Origin of the sequence: Microbacterium sp. LRZ72 (assembly GCF_033792225.1) — a bacterium.
Taxonomy (GTDB): domain Bacteria; phylum Actinomycetota; class Actinomycetes; order Actinomycetales; family Microbacteriaceae; genus Microbacterium.
Genome location: NZ_JANGEX010000007.1, coordinates 1 through 23359 on the forward strand (window position 1 = coordinate 1; position 23359 = coordinate 23359).

Sequence of the window (23359 nt, forward strand, 5' to 3'; positions counted from 1 at the left end):
TCAGCCACACTCAACACCGCATCCGTGAACCGCTCCCGGCCCCCGATAAACAACCCCGTCCGCACACCCGCAGACGTCGTCACATCTGTCATAGCCACTCCACCTCTCTGTGTTGTCGTGCCGTCGTACTACTCGTGCATGTCATACCGCTCGTGCAGTACATCTATTCCACCCCGCCCGTGGCATGTGCGCCACTGCCTGATCCGCGGGATGGGACGCCTGGCTCCAGCCTGCCTCACGAGAACGCGGGCATCAAGATTCGCGACAAGATCAGCGCGAAAATCGTCGACAAACCGGGGGGCGCGATATCCTCGGGGCACCGGGGGCGCAAGGCGGCGCCGTCCACCCCGGTCGAGCCGACGGAGGCGAGACGATGAAGACTGTGGCAGCGGTGGCCCGCGAGGCGGGAGCCGAACTCTCCCTCGAGGAGCTCGAACTCGACGACCTGCGCGCGACCGAGGTGCGTGTGCGCATGCTGGCGACGGGAGTCTGCCACACGGATGCCGTGGTGCGGGACCAGATCTATCCCACGCCGCTTCCGGCCGTTCTCGGTCACGAGGGGGCCGGCGTGGTCGAAGCGGTCGGATCCGGCGTCACCACGGTCGCCGCCGGTGATCACGTCGTCCTCTCCGTGAACACGTGTGGCACATGCCGGTACTGCCTGACGGGGGAGGGCACCTACTGCGTCGAGCTCTACGCCAAGAACTTCGGCGGCAGCCGCACCGACCAGACCACCTCTCTGACCGATGGCGAGGGGCACCGCGTCTCGTCGCACTTCTTCGGACAGTCCTCCTTCGCCCAGTACGCGAACGTCGATGAGCGCGCCGTGGTCCCGGTCGACGAAGACGTGCCCCTGGCGCTGATGGGACCCCTGGGGTGCGGCATCCAGACCGGAGCCGGTGCCGTGATGAACACCCTGCGACCGCAGGCGGGCACGTCGATCGCCGTGTTCGGGGCGGGAGCCGTCGGCTTGTCGGCGGTGCTCGCCGCCGTCGCCGTGGGCTGCGGCACGATCATCGCCGTCGACGTCAACACCGAGCGGCTGGACCTGGCGCGCTCGTTGGGCGCCACGCACACCGTGGATGCGGGGACGCTCGACGTCGCCGAGACGATCATGTCTCTGACGGGCGGCGCCGGGGTCGACCAAGCGCTCGAGACCAGCGGCCTGTCGCCCGTGCTCCGACAGGCGGTCGACTCCCTCGCTGTGCGCGGCACCGTCGGCGTCGTCGGCGCGCAGCCGCCCGGCACCGAGACCGCATTCGAGACCGGCCTGTCCATGACACGCGGATGGTCATTGCGCATGATCATCGAGGGCGACTCCGTGCCGCAGGTGTTCATTCCGCGGCTGATCGAGCTGTGGCGCCAGGGCCGATTCCCCTTCGATCGGCTGGTGCGGGAGTACCCGTTCGACCAGATCAACGAGGCCTTCGCCGCATCCGAACGCGGCGACGTGATCAAGCCCGTCGTGCGTTTCCCGGACGCTCCGTGACGGCCGGGATCGAGCCGCGCGTCCCGCGGCATGGTCGCGCGAGACGACGATCACGTACCCGCCATTCCAGGAGGCTCGAGTGTCGATGACCACGGATTCATCCGACCTGTCGCAGGTCGACGAGGAGGCGAAGCTGGACCTCACGCAGCAGATCCGCGACGCGATCCTCGGTGGAGAGTTCGCCCCGCATCAGCGGCTGATCGAGGCCGATATCAGCGCCCGGTTCGATGCGACCCGGGCCGCGGTGCGCACCGCCCTGCTCAATCTGACGGGGGAGGGGCTCGTCGAGCGGCTGCCGAATCGCGGTGCCCGAGTGCGGGCGATCAGCGTGGACGAGGCGGTGGAGATCGTCGAGGTGCGGATCGGGCTCGAGTCCCTCTGCGCCCGCAAGGCCGCCGTCAACATCACGGACGCCGACATCGAGGAACTGCGAGGGGTGCGCGCCCAGATCGAGGCGGCCGTGGCCTCCGGGCATCTGGTCGAGTACGCCCGGCTGAACCAGGAGATGGACCGGCGGATCCGCGACATCGGCGGGCACGAGACCGCGACCCGTCTGCTCGAACGCCTGCGAGCCCAGTCTGCGCGCCATCAGTTCCGGCTGGCGTTCCACCCCGGCCGCGCGTCGCAGTCCGCCCCGGAGCACATCGCGATCATCGATGCGGTCCTCGCGCGCGACCCCGACGCCGCCGAGGCCGCCACGCGCGCTCACCTCGAGGGCATCGTCGACGTGCTGCGCCACCTGGACTGATTCCCGGGCGTACGCGGAACGGCCCGGGCGGAAGAACCACCCGGGCCGTTCTGCGTCCGCGATCAGGTCGCGGCGATCGTCACTCGAACGTGTCGACCGTGTCGTACCCGGTGCCGTTGTACTTCTGAACGACGACCGACGACACGGCGGGCTGGCCGTCGAGCGTGGTGTCGACCGCGGTGCCCTCGAGCATGAGGGGCGCGACGAAGTCCTGGATGTTGCGCAGCTCTTCCATGAAGTTCTCGCGCGTGGGCTCGGTCATGTTCTGGAAGGCCTGCTCCAGCGTGGCGCCGATCATGTAGCTCCACATGCAGTGGGGGAAGGGCGGGACGTCGGGGTAGTCCGCGTACTCGGCGAGATTGGACAGGAACGCCTGCACGTCCTCATCCTCGGCGAACTCCGGGCTGGCCGGCGCCTTCGCGAACGACACCGAGTAGACGCCGGGGAACGCCTCGGCACCACCGGGCTGCAGGATCGCGCCGGGGCTCGAGGTGTTCGAGGGCAGGAACCAGCTCGGCTCCCAGCCGAGCTCCTGCGCCTTCTCCAGCGACGAGATGACGAGCGGGGTGATCGACATCGCGTTGAAGAACACATCGGCATCCGTCGCCGCCAGTTCCGTCAGCTGCGCGTCCACGGAGGTGTCCGTGGCCTCGTAGGTCAGCTCGCCCACGACCTCGATGTTGTCGGCGCCCTCGATGGCCTCGGTGAAGCCCGCGACGTACCCCTCGCCGTAGTCGTCGTTCTGCGACAGGATCGCGACGGTCAGGTCCTCATCGGACGACGCCAGCAGCTCGCCGAAGGCCGAGCCCTCGTTCTGGTAGATCGGCACGAAACCGAGCTGCCAGGGGCTTTCTTCCTCATTGCTGAAGATGGGGTCGCCGGTCTGGATGAGAACCTGCGGAACCTCTTCGTCGATCGCCGCCTCGCGGAACGCGCGGTTGGTCGGCGTGCCGAGTCCCGAGGTCATCGCGAAGACGTCGCCCGACAGCTGCTGGAAGTTCGCCAGTGCCTGCTGCGGGTCGTACTGGTCGTCGAGCGCCTCGATCTCGACCGTGCGGGTCATCCCGTCGCCGAACTCGACGCCGCCGTCGGCGTTGACCGCACCGAAATAGGCTTCGATCCCCGCGACGGTGCAGGTGCCGGGGCCGGCGGTGGGACCGCTCAGCGGTGTCGTGATGCCGAGCGTGATGCTGTCGTCGGTGATGCCGGGGCTCGCGGCGGCGCCGTCGCCCCCGTCATCCCCGCCGCGGGCGCAGCCCGAGACGGTCAGCGCCAGGACGGACGTCATGGCGATCACACCGGCGACGCTGCCTGTTCTCTTTCGAAGGTTCATGCGTGACCTTGCCTCTCTCTGTGTGTGGGATCTTCCCCGGAGGGATCCCCGGGAGGATCGTTCGGGGGAGTGTCGTCGGGGCTCGAGCCGGGGCCGGACCGCGTCTGCCCTCCGCGCCGGAAGGCGCGGGCGAGCAGGCGCGGCAGGCGAACGAGCCCGCCCGGGAGCAGGAAGAGCACGGCGAGCAGGACCGCGCCCTGGATGAGGGCCGTGAGGTTCGGCGCCACTTCGTTGGTGAACTGTGGCACCAGCACGTAGTACACGCCGCCGATCAGCGACCCGACGATGCTGCCCGCGCCGCCGATGACCATGGCGGCGAGCAACTCGATCGAGTGACCGAAGTTCATGGTCTCGGGCGACGTGTACTGCACAGCGACCATGTAGAGGAAGCCCGCGGCCCCGCCGTAGATCGACGCGATCGTGAAGGCGAGCACCTTGTAGCGGTAGGGCGAGATGCCCATCGCCGAAGCGACCGCCTCGTTCTCGCGCACGATCGTCATGGCGCGCCCGAACTTGCCCGTCACGAGGTTGCGTGCGAGAAGAAACGCGATCGCGGTGATGAGCAGCACGATGTAGTACTGCCACTGGTCGTCAGCGAGCCCGACGCCCTCGGGTGCGCCCGAGAAGCGGGCGGAGGTGCCCTGTGAGCCGCCGGTGAACTCCGACAGGCGCTTGGCGAGAGGCACACCGACGATCGGAAGAGCGATCGTCACCATCGCGATCGCGAGACCACCCAGACGCGCGGCGGCCAGCGCGATGACGAGACCGATCACGCCGGGAACGATGCAGGCGAGCGCCAGGACGATCAGGATGTTCCAGTCGTTGTTCACGCCATACGCCGTCACGTAGGCGCCGACGCCGACGAAGAAGATCTGCCCGAGCGAGACCTGACCGGCGTACCCCATGATGATGTTCAGCCCGAGGACGGCTACGGCGAAGACGCCCATGCGGATCAGCGTCTGGTTGACGAAGACCGGGAGCATCAGCGGAAGCACGACCAGGAGGATCGCGGCAGCCGCGAAGACGACCCAGCGCACCCAGGCGTTGTCTCGGTAGAGGTTCATTGCACCGGCCATCAGACGCGCACCACGACTTTCCGGCCGAACAGACCTTGGGGGCGGAGGAGGAGGGTGACGAAGATCAGGATGAAGGGCACCGCGATCTTCAGGTCGTGACCGATGAACGGCACGTAGACCGCGGCGAGGTTCTCCAGCACCCCGATCAGCCACGCGGCGACGACGACGCCGATCGGGCTGGACAGTCCGCCGAGGATGACAGCGGCGAGCGCGTACACCAGGGCGGTGTCCATCATCCCCGGAGTGAGCGTCAGCTGGGGGGCCACGAGCGCCCCTGCCACGGCGCCGAGCGCGGCGGCGAGGCCCCATCCCACCATCAGCAGGCGGCCGACGGGGACCCCGGAGAAGGCCGCGGACTGCGGGTTGTTCGCGACGGCACGCAACGCGAGGCCGAGTTTCGTGCCGCGGAAGAGCAACTGCAGCAGGACCATCATCGCGACGATCGTCACCGTCGTGCCGATCGCCCTGACCGAGATGACGGCGCCGAGGATGTTGATCGTCTCGAGGGGGAACAGCGAGGGGAAGAGCTGGTTGTTGTATCCCCAGATCCAGCCGCATATGCCGGTGATCAGGGTCAGGAGTCCGACGGTCACCACGACCGAGGTGTCGTGGCTGCCGCCCTCGAAGCGCCGGATCACGAAGCGTTCGATTCCCGCCCCCATGAAGAACGACACGATGACGGCGGCGATGATCGCGAGGATCAGCGGGAGCCCGAGGTTCAGGAACGCGAAGGCGAAGTAAGCCGACAGGACGGCCATCCCTCCCTGCGCGAAGTTGATCAGGCCGGTGGACTGGTTCACGAGCACGATTGCGAGTGCGAGTGCGGCGTAGACGGAGCCGAAAGCCAGCCCGTCCACGACGAGTTGGACGAAAGTGCCCATCGCTCAGCCTCCCAGGTAGGCGCGCCGGATTTCATCGCGGTCGCGCAGTTCGGTCGATGTTCCGGTGAGGACGCTGCGGCCCGTCTCGAGGACGGTCGCCGAGTCCACGAGCTCGAAGGCGAGATTCGCATTCTGCTCGACCACGAGCATCGCGATGCCCGATTCCTCGCGGAGGCGGCGGATGGCGTCGTAGACGTTCTTCGCCGTGCTGGGCGCGAGGCCCAGGGAGGCCTCGTCCAGAAGCAGCAGGCGGGGCTTGGCCATGAACGCGCGGGCGACGGCGAGCATCTGCTGCTCACCGCCCGAGAGCGCCGAGGCGGCCGAGGTGATTCGGTTCTTCAGCTGGGGAAACAGCTCCAGGCAGTAGTCGATGTCGGGAGCGATCGCCTTGCGGTCGCGGCGCATGTACGCCCCGATCCGCAGGTTCTCGCGGACGGTGAGGTCTCCGAGCGTGCCGCGCCCCTCGGGGACGTGGGCGATTCCGAGAGCCGCCACTCGATCGGGGCGAGTCCCGCGGATGTCGCGCCCGTCGAAGCGGATCGAGCCGCCCGCGCGCACCGATCCGCTGATCGCTCGCAGCGTCGTCGTCTTGCCGGCGCCGTTGGCTCCGAGAATCCCCACGGCGCCGCCATCGGGGACGCTCAGCGACACCCCGTCCAGCACCTGGACGGGACCGTAGAAGGCGGTCACGTCTTTCAGCTCAAGCAGCGTCATCATCTGCCTTCTTTCCGAGGTATGCCTCGATCACGCGGGCGTCCGCCTGCGCCTCGGCAGCAGTGCCCTCCATGAGCACTCGTCCCTGGTCGAGCACGACCACGCGGTCGGTGAGCGCGGAGATCAGTCCCATGTGGTGCTCGACGATCACGATGGTGATGTCGTCGTGCGCCTGCAGTCCCTTGATCGTGTCGCTGAAGCGATCGACCTCACCGTGCGACAGGCCGGCGGCCGGTTCGTCGAGCAGCAGCAGCTGGGGGCGCGACAACAGGGCGCGGCACAGCTCGATGCCCTTGTGGAGTCCGTGCGAGAGCTCGTCGGCGGGCAGATCCGTCGCCCATGCGAGGCCGGTGCGCTCGAGGAGTTCTTTCGCCTCCTCGCGCATCTGCCTCTCGCTGCGCGTCGTGCGCGGCAGGCGCAGCGACCACTGCACGGGACCGCCGGGCAGGCGGGCGTGCGCCCCGAGCATCACGTTCTCGAGCACCGTCGCGTTCAGCTGCAGCGCCGGATGCTGGAAGGTGCGGGCGAGACCGTGACCGCTGAGCTTCGCGGGGGCCGAGCCGGCGACCTCGGCATCGTCGATCAGGATCGAGCCCGAGGTGGGCTTGTAGTGGCCGCTGATGCAGTTGAACAGGGAGGTCTTGCCGGCGCCGTTGGGGCCCACGAGGCCGAAGATCTGACCGGGTTCGACCTCGAACCCGACATCGTCGAGCGCGGTGATCCCCCCGAATCGCAGGGTGACGTCCCGCAGGGTCAATCGAGCGGCCATCGCTCACCTTTCTTGGTCGGGCATCATCGCATCGACATGCATCGGGGATCTGTCCCCGCCTCTCGCAAGGTACGGACAGAGGGTCATATTGTCAACGATTTTGGTGTGAGTCCACGGGAGCGTGGCGCAATCGTGACCCGGGCGGCGTTCACTCTCTCACACCTCGACATCATTCCCGTCTTAGGCGGACAGAGCGCGTCTTTTCGACTCAACGGAATTGGTCCCGGCGCGCGAGCCGTGTGATCCGTATCCTGATCGCCTCCGAGAAAGGAAGGTCGAAGATGACAACGGAAACTCTGGCCCAGGCCATCACCCGCGCAGGCGGACCCGTCGAACTGCTCCGCAACCAGAACTGGCCCGCGTTCACGTTCCCGGTCGCCCCCGAGTTCACGAACTGGCGCGACGAGCAGCGCGCGTGGAACACGACCGTGGCCCTGATGGATCAGTCGCACCACATGACCCAGCTGTTCCTGGGCGGCGCGGATCTGCTGCCGCTGCTGGAGTCGATCTCGCCGAACACGTTCGCGACGTTCCGTCCGGGCGTGGCCAAGCAGCTGATCTCGGTCAACAAAGACGGCTACCTGATCGGCGACGGCATCCTGTTCTACAACGAGGACGCCCCCGAGGGTCTCGTGCTCGTCGGGCACCACCTGCTGATCGACTGGGTGCGCTTCAACGTCGAGAAGGCGCGGGCCGCCGGCAAGGACGTGCACCACCGCCTCGAGGCGAACTCGAACATGCGGCAGGAGCCGCCGACGTTCTACCGCTACGAGCTGCAGGGCCCGCGCGCGGACGACGTGATGGAGAAGATCTTCGGCGGCCCCGCCCCCGACATCAAGTTCTTCCACATCGGCGACGTCACGATCGGCGGCCGCCCGGTCAAGGCACTGCGTCACGGCATGGCCGGCCAGCCCGGCTTCGAGTTCTACGGACCGTGGGCGGACAACGAGGTCGTCCTCGACACGATCATGGCGGCAGGAGAGGAGTTCGGCATCCGCCGTGTCGGGGCGAAGGCCTACTCCGCGACTCCGCTGGAGTCCGGGTGGGTGCCCACGCCGTTCCCCGCCATCTTCGACGAGGACTTCGCCGAGTTCCGCGAGTGGCTGCCCGCCGCCCGGGCGGGCTCGGTCGCCGGCTCGCTGCAGTCGGACGACATCCACGACTACTACATGACGCCCTACGACATCGGTCTGGGTCGCTCCGTGCGCTTCAACCACGACTTCCACGGCCGTGAGGCGCTCGAACGGCACTCCGAGAACCAGAAGCGTCACAAGGTCACGCTGCTCTGGAACGCCGAGGACGTGGCGGCCGTCGTCCGTTCGCAGATGGAGCCCGGCACGCCCGCGAAGTTCCTGGACTTCCCCAAGGCCCGCTATGGCCTGTTCCAGATGGACGACGTGCTGCACGACGGGCGCTCCGTGGGCGTTTCGACGGATGCCGGGTACATCGCGTTCGACCAGCTCTACATGTCGCTGGCGAGCCTCGACGTCGACGTGCCCGAGGGCGCCGAGGTCGAGGTGGTGTGGGGTGAGGACCCGATCTCGCGCAAGGACAGCGTCGACGTCGCCCATCGGCAGGTGCGCATCCGCGCGACCGTGGCTCCCGCGCCGTACCACGACTACGCGCGCACGGTCTACCGCCAGAACGACTGAGCGCGGCGTTTCGTCTCGCCTGCGGCTCGCTCAACGCCCGGTCCGGCGGTTGAGCGAGCGCGGCGACACGAAACGCCTGGTCCGGCGGTTGAGCGAGCGCGGCGAGACGAAACGCCGCCCGCACCGCACCGAGTAACATGGCTCCGTCATCGAGGAGGATGCCATGGCGCGAGGATCGGCGGGGGAGTCGGTGCTGCACAAGCATCTGCGCATCCTCGACACGTTCGACGCCTGGCACCCCTACCTGGCGCTCTCCGAGATCGCGGATGCTGCCGGGCTGGCGCGCTCGACGGCCCACCGCCTGATCGCGGAGCTCGAGCGGGAGGGCCTCGTGGAGCGGCTGCCCGACCGCACATACCGTCTCGGCGTGCGGCTCTGGGAATTCGCCAGTCGCACGCCCGGAGCCATCGGGCTGCGCGAGATCGCGCGTCCCTGGCTCGGCGCCGTGCACGAGCGGATCCGTCAGCACGTGCAGCTGGGCGTGCTCGCCGGTCGTGACGTGCTGTTCGTGGAGCGGATGTCGGCGCGGGACGCGGTCGTGAACGCCACGCTGATCGGCGGCCGCATCCCCCTGCATGCCTCGTCGAGCGGCCTCGTGCTCTTGGCGCACGCTCCTTCCACGCTGGTTGACGACGTCGCCCGGCACGGGATGAAGGTGTACACGCATCGAACGATCCGCACCGCGGAGGAGCTGCGCGACCGCGTGCGCCACGTCCGCGCCGCAGGGGTGGCGGTGACGGAGGGGTACATCCACCTCGAGTCGCGGGGCATCGCGGTGCCGGTCTCGGGACCGGACGGCTCCGTGTACGCCGCCCTCGGCGTCGTCGTTCCCGATGACGGAGCGCCGACGCAGCCGATCGTCGAGGTCCTGCGACGCGCCGCGGCGGGGGTGACGCGCGATCTGCTGCAGGCGTACCGGCCCGAGCCCGCGGCGGGCACGCGAGGCATCCGCTCGCTCGCCGGCACGTCCCGGCGCTCGCTGGAGTATCTCGAGAGCCTGCCGCCCGCGGAGCGGGAACCGCACGAGGTCGGCGGCGGTGGTCTAGGGTGATGTCCCGATGACCACGATCACGATTCTCGGGCTGGGCGAAGCCGGCCGCCTGTACGCGCGCGGACTCGGCCGGGCCGGGGCGAGCGTGCGCGGCTACGACCCGTTCCAGAAGGTGGACGACGCCGAGATCGCGCAGGTCGACGACCTCGAAGACGCCCTCGCGGGGGCGGATGCCGTGCTCAGCCTGGTCGGTGCCCGCGCCGCCGTCGAGGTGGCCGCACAGGCTCTGCCGCTCGTCCCGCGTGCCGCCGTGTACGCCGATCTGAACACCGCCGCGCCCGAGGCCAAGGCCGAGGTCGAAGCGCTCGCCGCGAGGGTCGGCGTGCCCATGGTCGACGTCGCCGTGATGGCGCCCGTGCCCCGCGCCGGCCACCGCACCGCCCTGCTCGCCGGCGGCGGAGGCGCCGAGCAGCTGGCGCAGGTGCTCGGCCCGCTGCAGGTGCCGGTCGAGGTCGTGCCGGGAGGGGTCGGCGCGGCCGCCCGTCTCAAGCTGCTGCGCAGCGTGTTCATGAAGGGCCTCGCGACGCTCATGATCGAGGGGCTGGGCGCCGCGCGCGAAGTCGGCGCCGAGGAGTGGCTGCGCGACCAGATGGCGCAGGAGCTCGGACCCGACGGTGCGGCGCTCGTGGACCGCCTCGTGTCGGGCACCTATGCGCACGCGGAGCGTCGCGAGCACGAGGTGCGCGATGCTCTCGCAGCCCTCGAGAGCGCGGGTCAGCCCGCCGACATGACGCGCGCGACCCTCGCCTGGTTCGAGCGCATCCTCGCCGAACGCGGCTGACCTATCCGCTCCTGATCGACGCGTCCGTGTGACGATACATGTAGACGAATCGATCTCGAGAAGGAGTCCCCGATGTCGCAGACCACCGACACGTCCGCCGCGCCGAGTGCGCCCCGCCCCCGACCCGACCTGTTCATCGACGGCGCATGGGTGGCGCCGGCAGGCGGTGGCACCTCCACTGTGCTCGACCCATCGACGGGGCGTTCCATCGGCGAGGCCGCCTCCGCGACGCCCGATGATGTGGATGCCGCAGCCCAGGCCGCCCGCGCCGCCTTCGACGACGGCCGCTGGTCGCGGCTTTCGGGCCGTGAGCGCTCGCGGGTGCTGCTGCGCGTGGCGGCGCTCATGCGCGAGCGCGCCGAAGAGCTGGCGCAGGCCGAGAGCCTGGATGTCGGCAAGCCGATCCAGTTCGCTCGGATGGTCGACGTCCAGAACTCGGCCGACCAGTACGAGTACTACGCGACCCTCGCGCCGCACCAGGACGGTGCCGTGCGCGACACTCCGCTTCCGGCGTTCGCCTACACGCGACGGGAGCCGCGCGGGGTCGTGGGCGCGATCACTCCCTTCAACTTCCCGCTCATCCTGTCGTCGTCGAAGATCGCTCCCGCGCTCGCCGCGGGCAACACGATCGTGCACAAGCCGGCGCCCCAGACTCCGCTGACGGCGCAGCTGATGGCCGACATCCTGCACGAAGCCGGCGTTCCCGACGGCGTCTACAACCTCGTCACGGGCACGGGGCCGGAACTGGGCGACGCGCTGGTGCGCCACTCCGCCGTGGACATGGTCGCCTTCACCGGCTCAACCTCGATCGGCCGCATCGTGGCACGCACTGCGGGCGAGCTGCTCAAGCCGGTGCACGCAGAGCTCGGCGGCAACGCGGCGAACATCGTGTTCGCCGACGCCGATCTCGACAAGGCGATCGGCACGGTCATCAGCGCCTTCGTCTTCAACACCGGACAGTTCTGCATGGCCGGCCCACGTCTGCTGGTCGAACGTCCGCTCTACGACACCGTCGTCGGCATCCTCTCCGACGCCGTGGGCGGGGTGCCGCTGGGGCGTCCGAGCGATCCGGACACGGTGATCGGCCCGCTCGTGAGCGCCGAGCACCTTTCCCGTGTGGAGGCGCTCGTGGCGGATGCGAAGGCCGCGGGAGGCGCGGTCGTCGCCGGCGGAGAGCGGGTCGATCTGGACGGGGGCTTCTACTTCGCACCGACCGTCATCGCCGGTCTCGACAACGACGCCCTCGCGGTGCGTGAAGAGGTGTTCGCGCCGGTGCTGACGGTGCAGGCATTCGACACCGAAGAAGAGGCGGTGCGCCTGGCCAACAGCACGCCGTACGGGCTGGCCGCCGGCATCCAGACGACCGACATCTCTCGCGCCCACCGGGTCTCGGAACGCCTCGAGGCGGGCATCATCTGGGTCAACGGCTGGGCGATGCTCGATGCGGCGGTCCCCTTCGGGGGCGTCAAGTCGTCGGGCTGGGGACGCGAGAACGGGCCCGAGGCCCTCGAATCGTTCACGCGCGTCAAGTCTGTGACGATCGCGGTCGACCCGGGCGTCGGCGGCTGACCGCGAGCGCACGCGCAACGCGCGAGTGCACACGTTGTTCGCGTGTGCACTCGCACACGACGTGTGCACTCGGCCCGCACGGCCACGCGCGAGCGCACGAAGAAGGGGGTGGATGCCGGAACACCGGCATCCACCCCCTCTCTCGTGTCTCAGGCCTGGCCGCTGGAGCGCCAGCCGCCCTGGTACTCCGTGCGCGCCGTCTCGGCGTAGGGCACGGGGCTGACCACGGCGCGGATCGCAATCTGCTCGTGCGGCTCGACGGTGGTCTTCTTGCTTCCGCCGTCGGGCTCACCCCAGACCACGCGCACCTCGGTGCCGACCGGAACGTCGTGGTCGACCGTCGCGAGCGACAGGCCGCGCTTCTCGTTCGCCGTCACACCCGTGAACATCGACAGGCCGACGTTGGTGCCGTCGGCGTCGATGACCGCGTCGTAGTTGGACGAGCCGTAGTTGGCGTTGGGCAGGTCGAAGAACTGGTAGCCCGGGCCCTGGCGGTCGAGCACCGTCGTGAGCACCTTCGAGAGGTCCTCGTCGTTCCACGCGAGCGTGACCTTCTTGCGCTGGGCAGCGGGGTCGAGCTTTTCGAGCGCGTCGCGACCGATGAAGTCGTGGTCGAACTTGACGAACGAGCCGTAGCCGAGCTCCCACGGGTTGAGGTAGTAGTCCTCGATGTTGTCCGAGACGAACGAGCCCGCAAGCGCGTTGATCGCCTCGTAGCTGTTCGCCGGCAGCCACTCGCGGTAGCCGCGCTCGGCCTCGCTGGAGTAGATCGCGGGCAGCGGCGAGGGGATCCAGCCCGACTCGAGCGTGTTCGACGAGTACGCGCGCGAGCCGCAGGGCTCGATGCCGAACTCGGCGCCCGCCTCGAGGATCGCGTCGCGGATCTTGCCGTGCTGCTCGTAGGGGCCCCAGAGCTCGAGTCCGGGCGCGCCGGCCATGCCGTGGCGCAGGGTGCGCACCTGCTCGCCGGCGATCGTGAGGTAGCCCATGTGGAAGAACTTGACCTGCTCGAGCGTCCCGCCGTTGAGCTTCTCGATGATCGCCCACGCGTTCGGGCCCTGGATCTGGAAGCGGTAGTACTCGCGGTGCACGGCCTGGCCGTAGGGGCGCGAGGGGGAGCGGTCGTCGTAGCGCACCTCGACGTTGTAGCCGCCGGTCTCGGCGTGGTAGTGCAGCCAGTTCGCGCCGGGCGCGCGGCCGACGTATACGTAGTCGTTCTCACCCTCGCGGAAGAGGATGCCGTCGCCGATCACACCGCCGTTGGATGCCGTCGGGACGAACTGCTTCGCCGTGTCGATGGGGAAGTTCTTGAAGCCGTTGATGCCGGTCTCGGCGAGCAGACGCAGGGCGTCGGGGCCCGAGACGAACAGGTTGACCATGTGGTGCGTCTGGTCATAGAGGACCGCCGTCTCGCGCCACGCCTTCTGCTCGCGGCGCCAGTTGCTGAACTCGGCCGGAACGACCGGGTAGATGTAGGTGCCCAGCTGCGCGTTGCGCAGCATCTCGACGGTGCTGCCCTTTTCGTCCAGCAGCTCCTGGAGGTTGCGTGCCATGTGAGGTGTCCTCGACTTCCTTGTCCGTGGGTCTGTCGCCCGTGGGTGTATCGGTGATGCTACGGAACGCATTTACCTATTGCCAGAGGTATTTATCCGTCGCCAAGATTGTAGACAGAATCTTGACCATTCGGCTAGGGGTATGGTTCGCTGGCGGAAGCCGCAGGCCAATGAGGGAGAACTATGTCCGACAAGGTGGTCGTCACCGATATCGCCCGCGCAGACCGCGCAACCGCCGATGCGCTCGCCGAGTTCGGGTCTGCGACGGTGCACGAGGCGATGGGTCGCATCGGCTACGCCGGTCCCCGCATCCGCCCCATCCAGCAGGGCGTCACGATCTCGGGCACCGCGGTCACGGCCTCGGTCGCCCCCGGTGACAACCTGATGGTGCACGCGGCGATCGAGCAGGCCGGCGACGGCGACATCATCGTCGTCGTGCCCGTCACCGACTCGCCCTACGGCTTCATCGGCGAGCTGATGGCCACGCAGATGCAGGTCCGCGGTGTGCGCGGCTACGTCACGTCCGGAGGTGTGCGCGACACGACCGAGCTGCGCTCCATGAAGTTCCCCGCCTGGGCGGCGCACATCAGCGCCGAGGGCACGGTCAAGGACACGGCCGGCTCGGTCAACCTTCCCGTCGTGCTCGACGGCGTCGTGGTCAACCCCGGCGATGTCGTCGTCGCGGACGACGACGGCGTGGCGATCGTGCCGCGCGAGCGCGTGGCCGAGACCCTGGAGGCGTCCCGCGCACGAGCGGCCAAGGAGAGCGCGAACCGCGTCAAGTATGAGGCGGGCGAGATCTCGATGGACCTCAACAACCTGCGCCCGGTGCTCGAGCAGCTCGGAGTGACCTACGTGAGCCAGGCGCAGCGCGATGGCCGCTGACCCGCTCCGCGACGGCATCCCGTGCATGCTCATGCGCGGTGGAACCTCCAAGGGCGCCTACTTTCTGGCCGAGGATGTGCCGGCCGATCGTGCCGCACGGGATGACCTGATGCTGCGGATCATGGGCACGCCCGACCCCCGGCAGATCGACGGGATCGGCGGGGCCCATCCGCTGACGTCGAAGGTCGCGATCGTGTCGCGATCGGAGAGCCCGGATGCCGACGTGGACTATCTGTTCCTCCAGCTGGGCGTGGGTGAGCCTCAGGTGAGCGACACGCAGACGTGCGGCAACCTGCTCGCGGGTGTCGCGCCGTTCGCGATCGAACGCGGACTGGTCGAGGCGGATGCCGACGAGACCGCAGTGCGCATCCGGCTGATCAACACGGGAGACCTGGCGACCTCGCACGTGGCCACTCCCGGCGGGGTCGTCGACTACGACGGCGACGCCGCCATCGACGGCGTGCCAGGGACGGCGTGCGCGATCGAGCTGGCGGTGGAGCGGGCGGTTCCCCTGCTGCCGAGCGGGAACGTCGTCGACGAGATCGAGGGGCATCGTGTGACGCTCGTCGACAACGGCATGGCGGTCGTGCTGCTCGACGCGTCGGAGTTCGGGGTCGCGGGAGACGAGACGCCCGAACAGCTCGAGGAGAACGCCGATCTGGCGGCCGAGGTCGAGCGCGTGCGCCTGGCCGCCGCGCCTCTGATGGGCATCGAGAACGCCGCAGACCAGAGCGTGCCGAAGATGTTCCTGCTGTCGCCGCCGGCCGCCGGAGGCGCCATCCGCACCCGGGCCTTCATCCCCCGGCGGGTGCACACCTCGATCGGCGTGCTCATGGCGGCGTCCGTGGCCGCCGGCATCCGCATCCCCGGAGCCGTGGGGGCCGAGATGGCGCAGGCGCTCGATGGTGACGAGACGGTCGTCGAGCACCCGACCGGCGCGTTCCCCGCCCGGGTCGCGGTGACGCAGGATGCGGACGGCGCGTGGATCGGGTCCTCCGTCTCTGAGCGCACCGCGCGCAAACTCTTCGACGGGCGCGTCTTCCCGCGTCCCCGCCGCTGATCACACGTCGCTAAACACCCGTCCGCCGGGCATCCGGCGCAGTCAAGGAGGACAACACCATGGCCGAGTACGAGAACTTCGACATCGCCCACCTGGGCGGTATCGAGCTGTTCACCCCGAAGTTCGAGGAGAGTCTCCACTTCTTCCGGGACATCTGCGCGATGCGGGAGGTCGCCCGCATCGGCGACTCGTCCTATCTGCGCTGCTGGGACGAGTACCAGCTGTACACGCTCAAGCTCACGGCATCCGACACCAACGGCGTGGGGCGCACGCTCTACCGCGCGTCGAGCCCGGAGGCCCTCGAGCGCCGGGTCGCGGCGATCGAGGCTGCCGGTCTGGGACGCGGATGGCGCGAGCCGGAGGTCGGCGTCGGCCGTTCATACGAGTTCGTGGACCCGGACGGCCACCTGATGGGCCTCTACTACGACACCGAGCACTACGTGCCCGACGACGAGGACCGGCCCGCGCTGAAGAACCAGGCGTCGGCGTATCCCGGCCGCGGCATCAACGCGCGGCGTATGGACCACATCAACTACCTCGCGAGCGACGTCGACGCGGCGGGCGAGTTCTGGCGCGACGTGATGAAGGCGCGCGAATCGGAGCGGGTCCGTCTCGACACCGGCAAGTACGGCGCCTGGTGGTTCCGGTTCAACCAGAAGTCCTACGACGTCGTGTACTCGGACGACTGGACGAAGGAGCGCGGGCGCTTCCACCACTTCGCGTTCTCACCCGACTCGCGCGAGGACATCCTCAAGGCCGCCGACATCTGCCTCGAGAACGGCGTCTACATCGAGTACGGCCCGTACAAGCACGCCATCAACCAGACGTTCTTCCTGTACGTGTGGGAGCCCGGCGGCAACCGCATCGAGTTCGCCACCGCTCAGGCTCGGCTGATCCTCGACCCGGACTGGCCGGTCGTCGAGTGGACGCAGGCCGAGCGCGCCAAGGGCCAGGCGTGGGGCATGAAGACCGTCGCGACGTTCCACACGCACGGCACCCCCTACGTCGAGGACCAGGAGGAGATCGACCGGGCGGCTCTCGAGGGGCGCGCGTACGTCAAGCCCGAACGCGACGAGGAATCGGAGTAGTCCCGGTCGGCTGCTGACCGAGACGAGAAACGGGGCCTCCGCGGATTGCGGGGCCCCGTTTCGTCTCGCTTCGCTCGCTCAACGACCGGTTCTGCACCGGTCGTTGAGCGAGGAGCGGAGCGACGAGACGAAACGACGCCGTCTCAGGCGGCGGGCAGCCAGCTCTCGATGCGGGGGTAGACGCGGCGCGCGTTGCCCTCGAAGATCTGCTGCTTCGCGGCATCCGAAAGCGCGGAGGCGGCCACGTAGGAGCGCGTGTCGTCCCAGTACTTGCCGGTCTCCGGATCCCGGCCCCGCACGGCGCCGATCATCTCGGAGCCGAACAGGATCTGCGACGTCGGCACGACATCCAGCAGCAGGTCGATGCCCGGCTGGTGGTACACGCAGGTATCGAACCAGATCTGCGACAGGGTCGCGTCGAAGTCCCAGCCCTTGTCCTGCGCCATCCCGCGGAAGCGGCCCCAGTGGTACGGCACCGCGCCGCCGCCGTGGGGGATGATCAGGCGCAGTCCGGGGTGCTCTGCGAGAAAGCCCGAGGTGAGCGACTGCATGAACGCCGTCGTGTCGGCGGCGAGGTAGTAGGCGCCGGTGGTGTGGATGCTGTCGTTGTCGGATGCCGAGACGTGCACCATGCCGGGGACGTCGAGCTCCTCCATCGCCTCCCACAGGGGCGTCCAGTACCCGTCCGAGAGCGCCGGGCTGTCCCAGCGGCCGCCGCTCGGGTCGGGATTGACGTTGCACCCGATGAAGCCCAGTTCGTCCACGCAGCGCCGCAGCTCGGTGACGGCGGCGTCGATGGGGGCGCCGGGGCTCTGCGGCAGCTGCGCGACGGGCGCGAACTTGCCCGGGAACAGCTGACAGACGCGGTGGATGAGGTCGTTCTGACGGCGTGTCCACTCCAGCGACGTCGCGGCGTCGCCGATGTGGTGTCCCATCCAGCTGGCTCGGGGCGAGAAGACGGTCAGGTCGGTGCCGCGCTCCTGCTGCTGCGCCAGCTGCGCGCCGCCCACGGCTTCGAGGATCTCGTCGTCGGTCACCTCGTACTCGCGCGCCACCACGACGTCGAGCTCGGCGGGCGTGGTCGCCGCCAGTTGCGCATCCCGCCAGGCGGCGACGCCGGGCGGAGTGGTGGTGAAGTGGCCGTGGCAGTCGATGATCACGTGGGGATCTCCATCTCGTCGTCGCGCTCGTCGTCGAGCAATTGTCACCAATTATGGCGACAGGACGGCATCCCCGTCCACCCGTGCGCCGCCTCCACCGCACCGGAGCCGCCGAGAACGCACCTGTGCCCCGGCTTCCTGACGGAACCGGGGCACAGCAGCGTTCTCGGGAACGCGCGGAAGCGGGCGGGGTCAGCGCCAGAGCACGGCGATGGCCGCGTTGGCGAACGTGAGCACGCCGATGCCCCAGAACAGCACCGGCGGCACCGACCCGCTCTTGCGCTGGCGTCCCTGGCCGATGCCGAGGAAGGCGCCGATCACGAGCAGGATGACGAGTTTGGTGGCGATCTTGGCGTAGTCGAGCTCGTACGACAGGCCCCAGGGCGCGGCCAGGGCGAGTCCGGCGACGGCCGCGATGGTGAAGCCGACGTGCTGCAGGCGGGTGACGAGCCGCTTGCCGCCCCAGGCCTGCGCCGCCCAGGCGCCGAAGAGCAGGGCGAAGCCCGTGAGGTGGACGAGCACGACGATCGAACGCAGGATCTCCATAACCGTCACGGTAGAGCCAACCTGGCGCAACCGCCAGCAAGGCGCGCCTCACCCGCGCGCAGGCCCGTCAGCGTGCGTCGGCCGCCGGTCGTCCCAGGTTCGCGTCGTAGTCGACGTCCTTGGTCTCGGGTGCGAACCAGAGGGCCACGAACGTCAGTACCGCCATGGTCGACAGGTAGATGCCGACGAGCCAGGGGCTCCCGCCGGCGGCAGCCCACAGCGCCACTGCGATGAGGGGAGCGACCGCGGCGCCGAGGATCGACGAGACGTTGTACGAGATGGCCGATCCCGAGTAGCGCACGTTCGTCGGGAAGAGCTCGGGCAGCACGGCGCCCATGGGGCCGAACGTCGCGCCCATCAGCAGGAATCCGAGGATGAGGAACGCCTGCACCAGGGCGCCCGTGAACATCGGGTCGACCTGCGGGAGCAGGAAGACGTTGAACAGCAGCCCGAAGACGAAGATGGCCGCGGTCACCCACATGAGCAGAAGCCGGCGCCCGACACGATCGGCGAGCGGCCCGGAGAGCATCGTGAAGATGCCGAAGAAGACGACCCCGACGATCTGCATGATGACGAAGTCGGTGTAGCCGAAGCCGAGCCCGGGAATGTAGGCGGCCGCGTCGAATGGCTCGCCGGCAGCATCGGCGGCCGCCTGCGCGGCATCCGTCGAGGCCTTCGTGCCGTAGGAGAGCGTGAAGCTCGTCATCAGGTAGAACAGCACGTACGTGGCCAGCATGATGAAGGTGCCGAGGATCAGGCGTCGCCAGTGCCTGCGCACGACCTCCCCGACGGGAAAGCGGCGCACCGCGCCCGACTTCTCGGCCGCGGTGAACGTCGTGGACTCGACGAGCTTGAGCCGCACCCAGAGACCCACGATCACCATGACCGCCGAGAACAGGAAGGGCACCCGCCAGCCCCAGGCGAGGAACTCGGCCGAGCGCAGCTCTGCGCCATCCGGGTGGGGCAGCGCGAAGTAGATCGCCAGGAACACGGAGTTGGCGATGATGAACCCGATGGGGGCCCCGAGCTGGGGAAACGTGCCGTACCAGGCGCGGCGACCCTTCGGCGCGTTCTCGGTGGCGACGAGCGCGGCACCGGACCATTCGCCGCCGAGCGCGAAGCCCTGCGCCAGTCGCAGCACCAGCAGCAGCAGTGCGGCCCACCAGCCGATGTCGTCGAAGGTCGGCAGCAGTCCGATCACGATGGTCGCGATGCCCATCGTCAGCAGCGACGCCACGAGGGTGGCCTTGCGGCCGAACCGATCGCCGAAGTGGCCGAAGATCACCGCGCCGACGGGGCGCGCCACCATCGCCGCCCCGAAGACGGCGAACGAGGACAGCAGGGCGGTCGTGTCGTTGCCGGTGGGGAAGAACAGGATCGGGAAGACCAGAACCGCAGCCGTGGCGTAGACGTAGAAGTCGTAGAACTCGATGGTCGTGCCGACCAGGCTCGCCGCGATGACGCGGGAGCGGGGGTTGGCGGGTGCGGATGCCGGTGCGGCCGCCGTCGCCGTCATGCCCGGGCGCTCGCGGCCAGCTCGCGCAGCACGATCGCGGTGCGCATCGCGGCGTCCGCCGCTTCGTTGCCCTTGTCCTCACGCGACCCGGGCAGGCCGGCGCGGTCGAGCCCCTGTGCCTCGTCGTCGAGGGTCAGCACGCCGAAGCCCACCGGCTTGCCCGTGTCGAGCGCCACGCGGGTGAGCCCGTCGGTCGCGGCGGCCGCGACGAAGTCGAAGTGCGGCGTGCCGCCGCGGATGATCACGCCCAGGGCGACGACGGCATCCGCCCCCTCCTCGAGGGCTCTCTTGCAGACGACCGGCAGCTCGAAGGAGCCGGCGACGCGCACGAGCGTCGAGCGCGCACCGGCGGCGTCGATCGTGCGCAGCGCACCCGCGATCAGGCCGTCGGTGATGGTGTCGTGCCACGTGCCCGCCACGACCACGACGTGCAGGCCGGCGGCATCCACCGCGCCGGTACGGGGCGCTCCGGAGCCGCTCATTCGTCGTGTCCCGACTTCATCTCGGCGAAGGCCTCGGCCAACTCGTCCTGGTCGATGATGTGACCCATCCGATCCCGTTTCGTCTCGAGGTACTGGTGGTTGTTCGGTCCCACGCCGACGAGCAGGGGCACCTGCTCGACGACGTCCATCCCGAGCGCCTTCAGCTGCGTGGCCTTGTCGGGGTTGTTCGTCAGCAGCCGCACGCGCTCCACCCCGAGGTCGGCGAGCACGCCCGCCGCCGCGGCGTAGTCGCGCGCGTCGGCGGGCAGGCCGAGTGCGAGGTTGGCGTCCACCGTGTCGAGCCCGCGCTCCTGCAGGCCGTAGGCGCGCAGCTTGTTGATGAGCCCGATGCCCCGGCCCTCGTGGCCGCGCATGTACACGACCACGCCGCCCTCGCGGGCGATCGCCTCGAGCGCGGCATCCAGCTGGGGGCCGCATTCGCACTTGAGCGACGCGAACGCCTCGCCCGTCAGGCACTCCGAGTGCACACGGACGAGCGGGGTGTCGACCAGGTCGCCCGCGATGATCGCGAGGTGGTCGGTGCCGGTCGTGCGGTCCTTGTACGCGAGGATGCGGAAGACCCCGTGCGCGGTGGGCACGCGCGCCTCGGCGCGCAGGCTCACGCGGCGCCGGTGCACGTGCGTCTCGGAGGCATCACGCGGATCGTGCTCGTCGAGGTGCGCGATGAGCTGCTCGATCGTGATGACGGGCACGCCGTCGCGCTCGCCCAGTTCGAGCAGACCCGGCATCCGCATCATGCTGCCGTCCTCGGCGACGACCTCCGCGATGGCGCCCACCGGGGCGAGGCCGGCCAGCCGCATCAGCTCGACCGCCGCCTCGGTGTGCCCGCCGCGCTCGCGGACGCCGCCGTCGACGGCCCGCAGCGGCAGCACGTGGCCGGGGCGGATGAGGCTCGACGGGGTGGACGCGGGGTCCGCCAGAACGCTGAGCGTGTGTGCGCGGTCGGCGGCGCTGATGCCCGTGGTCACGCGGGACGAGGCGTCGACGCTGACGGTGTACGCCGTGCCGCGGGCGTCTTCGTTGCGCTCCACCATCGGCGGCAGGTCGAGACGATCGGCGATCTCGGCGGTCATCGGCGCACAGATGAAGCCGGACGACCAGCGGACCGTCCATGCCAGCCACTCCGGCGTGGCCAGCTGGGCCGAGAGCACCACGTCGCCTTCGTTCTCACGGTCTTCGTCGTCGGCGACGAGCACCGGGCGGCCGGCACGCAGCGCAGCGAGCGCCTCGGAGATGGTGGACAGGGTCACGGTGTTCCCCCCTCGGTCGGGGTCGGGTGCGAGAAGCCCAGCATCCGCTGGACGTGACGGGCAAGGATGTCGGTTTCGATGTTGACGGAGTCGCCCGGCGCCCGATGGCCCAGGGTGGTCGCCTCGAGCGTCTCGGGGATGAGCGAGACCTCGAACCAGGGCTCGGTGAGGTTCGCGGCGCTCACCGCGCTGACGGTGAGCGAGATCCCGTCGACGGCGATGGAGCCCTTGTCGACGACGAGGGGGGCAAGGGCGTCAGGAAGCGAGATGCGCACCACCTGCCAGCGGTCGCCCGGGCGCACCTCGAGCACGCGTCCCGTTCCGTCGATGTGTCCCTGCACGATGTGCCCGCCCAGGCGGTCGCCGACCGCGGTGGCCCGCTCGATGTTGACGGGGTCGCCGACCGCGAGCGTGCCGAGGGTCGACATCGCGAGCGTCTGACGGATCACATCGGCGGTGAAGCCCGCCTCGTCGTGCTCGATCACGGTCAGGCAGACGCCGCTGACCGAGATCGAATCGCCGTGGTGCGCGTCCACCACCCCCTGCGGGGCGTGCACGCGCAGCCGCACGCCGTCGCCGGCCGGCGCGACCGCGTCGATGCGGCCGATCTCTTCGATGATGCCTGTGAACATGTCAGCCCTCTCGCTCGGGTGTGGGGGGAGCGCTCGCGCGGGCCGCCGCAGGGGGCGAGGCGGCCTGATGGGGAGAAGCCGGCGCTCCGACGAAGAGCGTGTCGGCCCCCAGCCGGACGGTGTCGATGATCCGCAGGGCGCGCGCGGCCGCCATCGTGGGCACGCCGATGTCGCCGAGTGCGGTGCGCGCTCCGCCCAGAAGCATCGGCGCGACGTAGATCAGCAGCTCGTCGGCCAGATCGGCGCGGATCACGGCGCTCGCGATGGTCGGCCCGCCCTCGACGAAGACGCGGTGGATGCCGCGCTCGAGCAGCCGGGCGAGCAGGCCGGGCAGGTCGCGCCCGTCGTCGACGATCGGCGGGTGCGGATGCCGCAGGATGGCGGCGTCCCGCGGGATCCCACGCCGGCCGACGACGACCGGCACCGGCTGGTGCGGCGCGAGGGCACCGTCTGCTCCGCGTGCGGTGAGCGCCGGATCGTCCGCGAGCACCGTGCCGATCCCCACCAGGATCGCGTCGGCCTCGGCACGGCGCCGGTGGACGTCGGCGCGCGCCTCCGGGCCCGTCACCCAGCGGCTCGTGCCATCCGCCGCGGCCGCACGCCCGTCCAGGCTCTGGGCCCATTTGACGCTCACCAGCGGGCGGGCCCGCGCGACGGTGCCGAGCCACGATTCCAGCAGGGCCCCGACCTCGTCGGCTCGGATGCCGCTGGCGACCGTGACGCCGTTCTCGCGCAGCCGTTCCGAGCCGCCGCCCGAGACATCGGCCGGATCGTCGATCGCGTAGACCACGCGGGCGATGCCGGCATCCAGCAGTGCCTGGGCGCACGGGCCGGTCCGGCCGGTGTGGTTGCAGGGTTCGAGCGTGACGACCATGGTGGCGCCCCGGGCCTCGCCGGGCGCCAGGTGCGAGAGGGCGTCGACCTCGGCGTGATGAGTGCCCGCACCGCGATGCCATCCCTCGGCGATGACGGCCCCCGTGGGCGAGAGCACGACGGCGCCGACCTGGGGGTTCACTCCCCGCGGACCGCGGGCCGCCAGCTCGCACGCGCGACCCATGGCGCGCCACTCGTTGTCGCTGCTGGTCATCCCGGTCCTTCGATGG

The 23359-nt window shown here is 69.5% G+C and carries 22 protein-coding genes; 9 read left to right on the plus strand and 13 right to left on the minus strand.

Features of this window, described 5'->3' with window-relative positions; genetic code table 11:
• Positions 1–373: 373 nt before the first annotated feature.
• A complete protein-coding gene (locus M4I32_RS09010; RefSeq protein WP_319034152.1) occupies positions 374–1489 on the plus strand; it encodes an NAD(P)-dependent alcohol dehydrogenase in 1116 nt (371 codons plus the stop codon).
• An 85-nt stretch (positions 1490–1574) separates the two neighbouring features.
• A complete protein-coding gene (locus tag M4I32_RS09015) occupies positions 1575–2237 on the plus strand; it encodes a GntR family transcriptional regulator (protein WP_319034153.1) in 663 nt (220 codons plus the stop codon).
• Between the two features lie 79 nt (positions 2238–2316).
• Here the strand turns inward: M4I32_RS09015 and M4I32_RS09020 are convergent, their stop codons facing one another.
• Genes M4I32_RS09020 through M4I32_RS09040 form a run of 5 tightly spaced genes read right to left on the minus strand, consistent with a single transcriptional unit; the run spans position 2317 to position 7010 of the window.
• Positions 2317–3570 (minus strand): ABC transporter substrate-binding protein, encoded by a 1254-nt coding sequence (locus tag M4I32_RS09020; RefSeq protein ID WP_319034154.1) that lies wholly within the window; start codon positions 3568–3570, stop codon positions 2317–2319.
• Positions 3567–4634: a branched-chain amino acid ABC transporter permease gene (locus M4I32_RS09025; protein WP_319034155.1), complete on the minus strand. Its 1068-nt coding sequence runs from the start codon at positions 4632–4634 to the stop codon at positions 3567–3569. The genes M4I32_RS09020 and M4I32_RS09025 overlap by 4 nt, the downstream gene beginning before the upstream one ends.
• A gap of 11 nt (positions 4635–4645) precedes the next feature.
• Positions 4646–5527, minus strand: coding sequence for a branched-chain amino acid ABC transporter permease (locus tag M4I32_RS09030; RefSeq protein WP_319034156.1), 882 nt, complete (start codon positions 5525–5527; stop codon positions 4646–4648).
• A gap of 3 nt (positions 5528–5530) precedes the next feature.
• Positions 5531–6244, minus strand: a complete 714-nt coding sequence (locus M4I32_RS09035; protein ID WP_319034157.1) for an ABC transporter ATP-binding protein — start codon at positions 6242–6244, stop codon at positions 5531–5533.
• A complete protein-coding gene (locus M4I32_RS09040; protein ID WP_319034158.1) occupies positions 6228–7010 on the minus strand; it encodes an ABC transporter ATP-binding protein in 783 nt (260 codons plus the stop codon). Before M4I32_RS09040 ends, M4I32_RS09035 begins: the two co-directional genes overlap by 17 nt.
• Before the next feature lie 281 nt (positions 7011–7291).
• On the opposite strand from M4I32_RS09040, the gene M4I32_RS09045 reads away from it, so the two are divergent.
• The 4 genes from M4I32_RS09045 to M4I32_RS09060 all read left to right on the plus strand — a co-directional run bounded on the left by M4I32_RS09045 (position 7292) and on the right by M4I32_RS09060 (position 12063).
• Positions 7292–8662 carry an aminomethyl transferase family protein gene (locus M4I32_RS09045; RefSeq protein ID WP_319034159.1) on the plus strand — a complete coding sequence of 457 codons (1371 nt, stop codon included), beginning with the start codon at positions 7292–7294 and terminating at the stop codon, positions 8660–8662.
• Positions 8663–8825: 163 nt separating this feature from the next.
• Positions 8826–9713, plus strand: coding sequence for an IclR family transcriptional regulator (locus M4I32_RS09050; RefSeq protein WP_319034160.1), 888 nt, complete (start codon positions 8826–8828; stop codon positions 9711–9713).
• Positions 9714–9720: 7 nt separating this feature from the next.
• Complete coding sequence (locus tag M4I32_RS09055; protein WP_319034161.1) at positions 9721–10494, plus strand: DUF1932 domain-containing protein; 774 nt, start codon at positions 9721–9723, stop codon at positions 10492–10494.
• A 72-nt stretch (positions 10495–10566) separates the two neighbouring features.
• Positions 10567–12063: an aldehyde dehydrogenase family protein gene (locus M4I32_RS09060; RefSeq protein ID WP_319034162.1), complete on the plus strand. Its 1497-nt coding sequence runs from the start codon at positions 10567–10569 to the stop codon at positions 12061–12063.
• A gap of 149 nt (positions 12064–12212) precedes the next feature.
• Here the strand turns inward: M4I32_RS09060 and ligM are convergent, their stop codons facing one another.
• On the minus strand, positions 12213–13616 hold the full coding sequence (gene ligM, locus M4I32_RS09065; RefSeq protein WP_319034163.1) for a vanillate/3-O-methylgallate O-demethylase: 1404 nt from the start codon (positions 13614–13616) through the stop codon (positions 12213–12215).
• A gap of 183 nt (positions 13617–13799) precedes the next feature.
• Here ligM and M4I32_RS09070 point away from each other — a divergent pair, with 183 nt between their 5' ends.
• From M4I32_RS09070 to M4I32_RS09080, 3 genes are read left to right on the plus strand one after another with little or no spacing between them, the layout of a single operon-like run.
• Positions 13800–14501, plus strand: coding sequence for a 4-carboxy-4-hydroxy-2-oxoadipate aldolase/oxaloacetate decarboxylase (locus tag M4I32_RS09070; protein ID WP_319034164.1), 702 nt, complete (start codon positions 13800–13802; stop codon positions 14499–14501).
• A complete protein-coding gene (locus M4I32_RS09075; protein ID WP_319034165.1) occupies positions 14491–15561 on the plus strand; it encodes a PrpF domain-containing protein in 1071 nt (356 codons plus the stop codon). Before M4I32_RS09070 ends, M4I32_RS09075 begins: the two co-directional genes overlap by 11 nt.
• A gap of 59 nt (positions 15562–15620) precedes the next feature.
• On the plus strand, positions 15621–16649 hold the full coding sequence (locus tag M4I32_RS09080) for a VOC family protein (RefSeq protein ID WP_319034166.1): 1029 nt from the start codon (positions 15621–15623) through the stop codon (positions 16647–16649).
• 143 nt (positions 16650–16792) lie between these two features.
• Here M4I32_RS09080 and M4I32_RS09085 read toward each other — a convergent pair whose 3' ends face one another.
• The 7 genes from M4I32_RS09085 to ribD all read right to left on the minus strand — a co-directional run bounded on the left by M4I32_RS09085 (position 16793) and on the right by ribD (position 23343).
• Positions 16793–17809: an amidohydrolase family protein gene (locus M4I32_RS09085; protein ID WP_319034167.1), complete on the minus strand. Its 1017-nt coding sequence runs from the start codon at positions 17807–17809 to the stop codon at positions 16793–16795.
• A gap of 192 nt (positions 17810–18001) precedes the next feature.
• The gene (locus M4I32_RS09090) at positions 18002–18355 is read right to left on the minus strand and encodes a Fe-S protein (protein ID WP_319034168.1); all 354 of its coding nucleotides are present in this window, start codon (positions 18353–18355) and stop codon (positions 18002–18004) included.
• A gap of 67 nt (positions 18356–18422) precedes the next feature.
• Positions 18423–19871 (minus strand): MFS transporter, encoded by a 1449-nt coding sequence (locus M4I32_RS09095; protein ID WP_319034169.1) that lies wholly within the window; start codon positions 19869–19871, stop codon positions 18423–18425.
• A complete protein-coding gene (gene ribH / locus M4I32_RS09100; protein WP_319034170.1) occupies positions 19868–20353 on the minus strand; it encodes a 6,7-dimethyl-8-ribityllumazine synthase in 486 nt (161 codons plus the stop codon). The genes M4I32_RS09095 and ribH overlap by 4 nt, the downstream gene beginning before the upstream one ends.
• Entirely contained in the window at positions 20350–21624 is a 1275-nt protein-coding gene (gene ribA / locus M4I32_RS09105; RefSeq protein WP_319034171.1) for a GTP cyclohydrolase II, read from the minus strand. Before ribA ends, ribH begins: the two co-directional genes overlap by 4 nt.
• The gene (locus tag M4I32_RS09110) at positions 21621–22256 is read right to left on the minus strand and encodes a riboflavin synthase (protein WP_319034172.1); all 636 of its coding nucleotides are present in this window, start codon (positions 22254–22256) and stop codon (positions 21621–21623) included. Before M4I32_RS09110 ends, ribA begins: the two co-directional genes overlap by 4 nt.
• 1 nt (position 22257) lies before the next feature.
• Entirely contained in the window at positions 22258–23343 is a 1086-nt protein-coding gene (ribD, locus tag M4I32_RS09115; RefSeq protein ID WP_319034173.1) for a bifunctional diaminohydroxyphosphoribosylaminopyrimidine deaminase/5-amino-6-(5-phosphoribosylamino)uracil reductase RibD, read from the minus strand.
• Positions 23344–23359 lie beyond the last annotated feature (16 nt).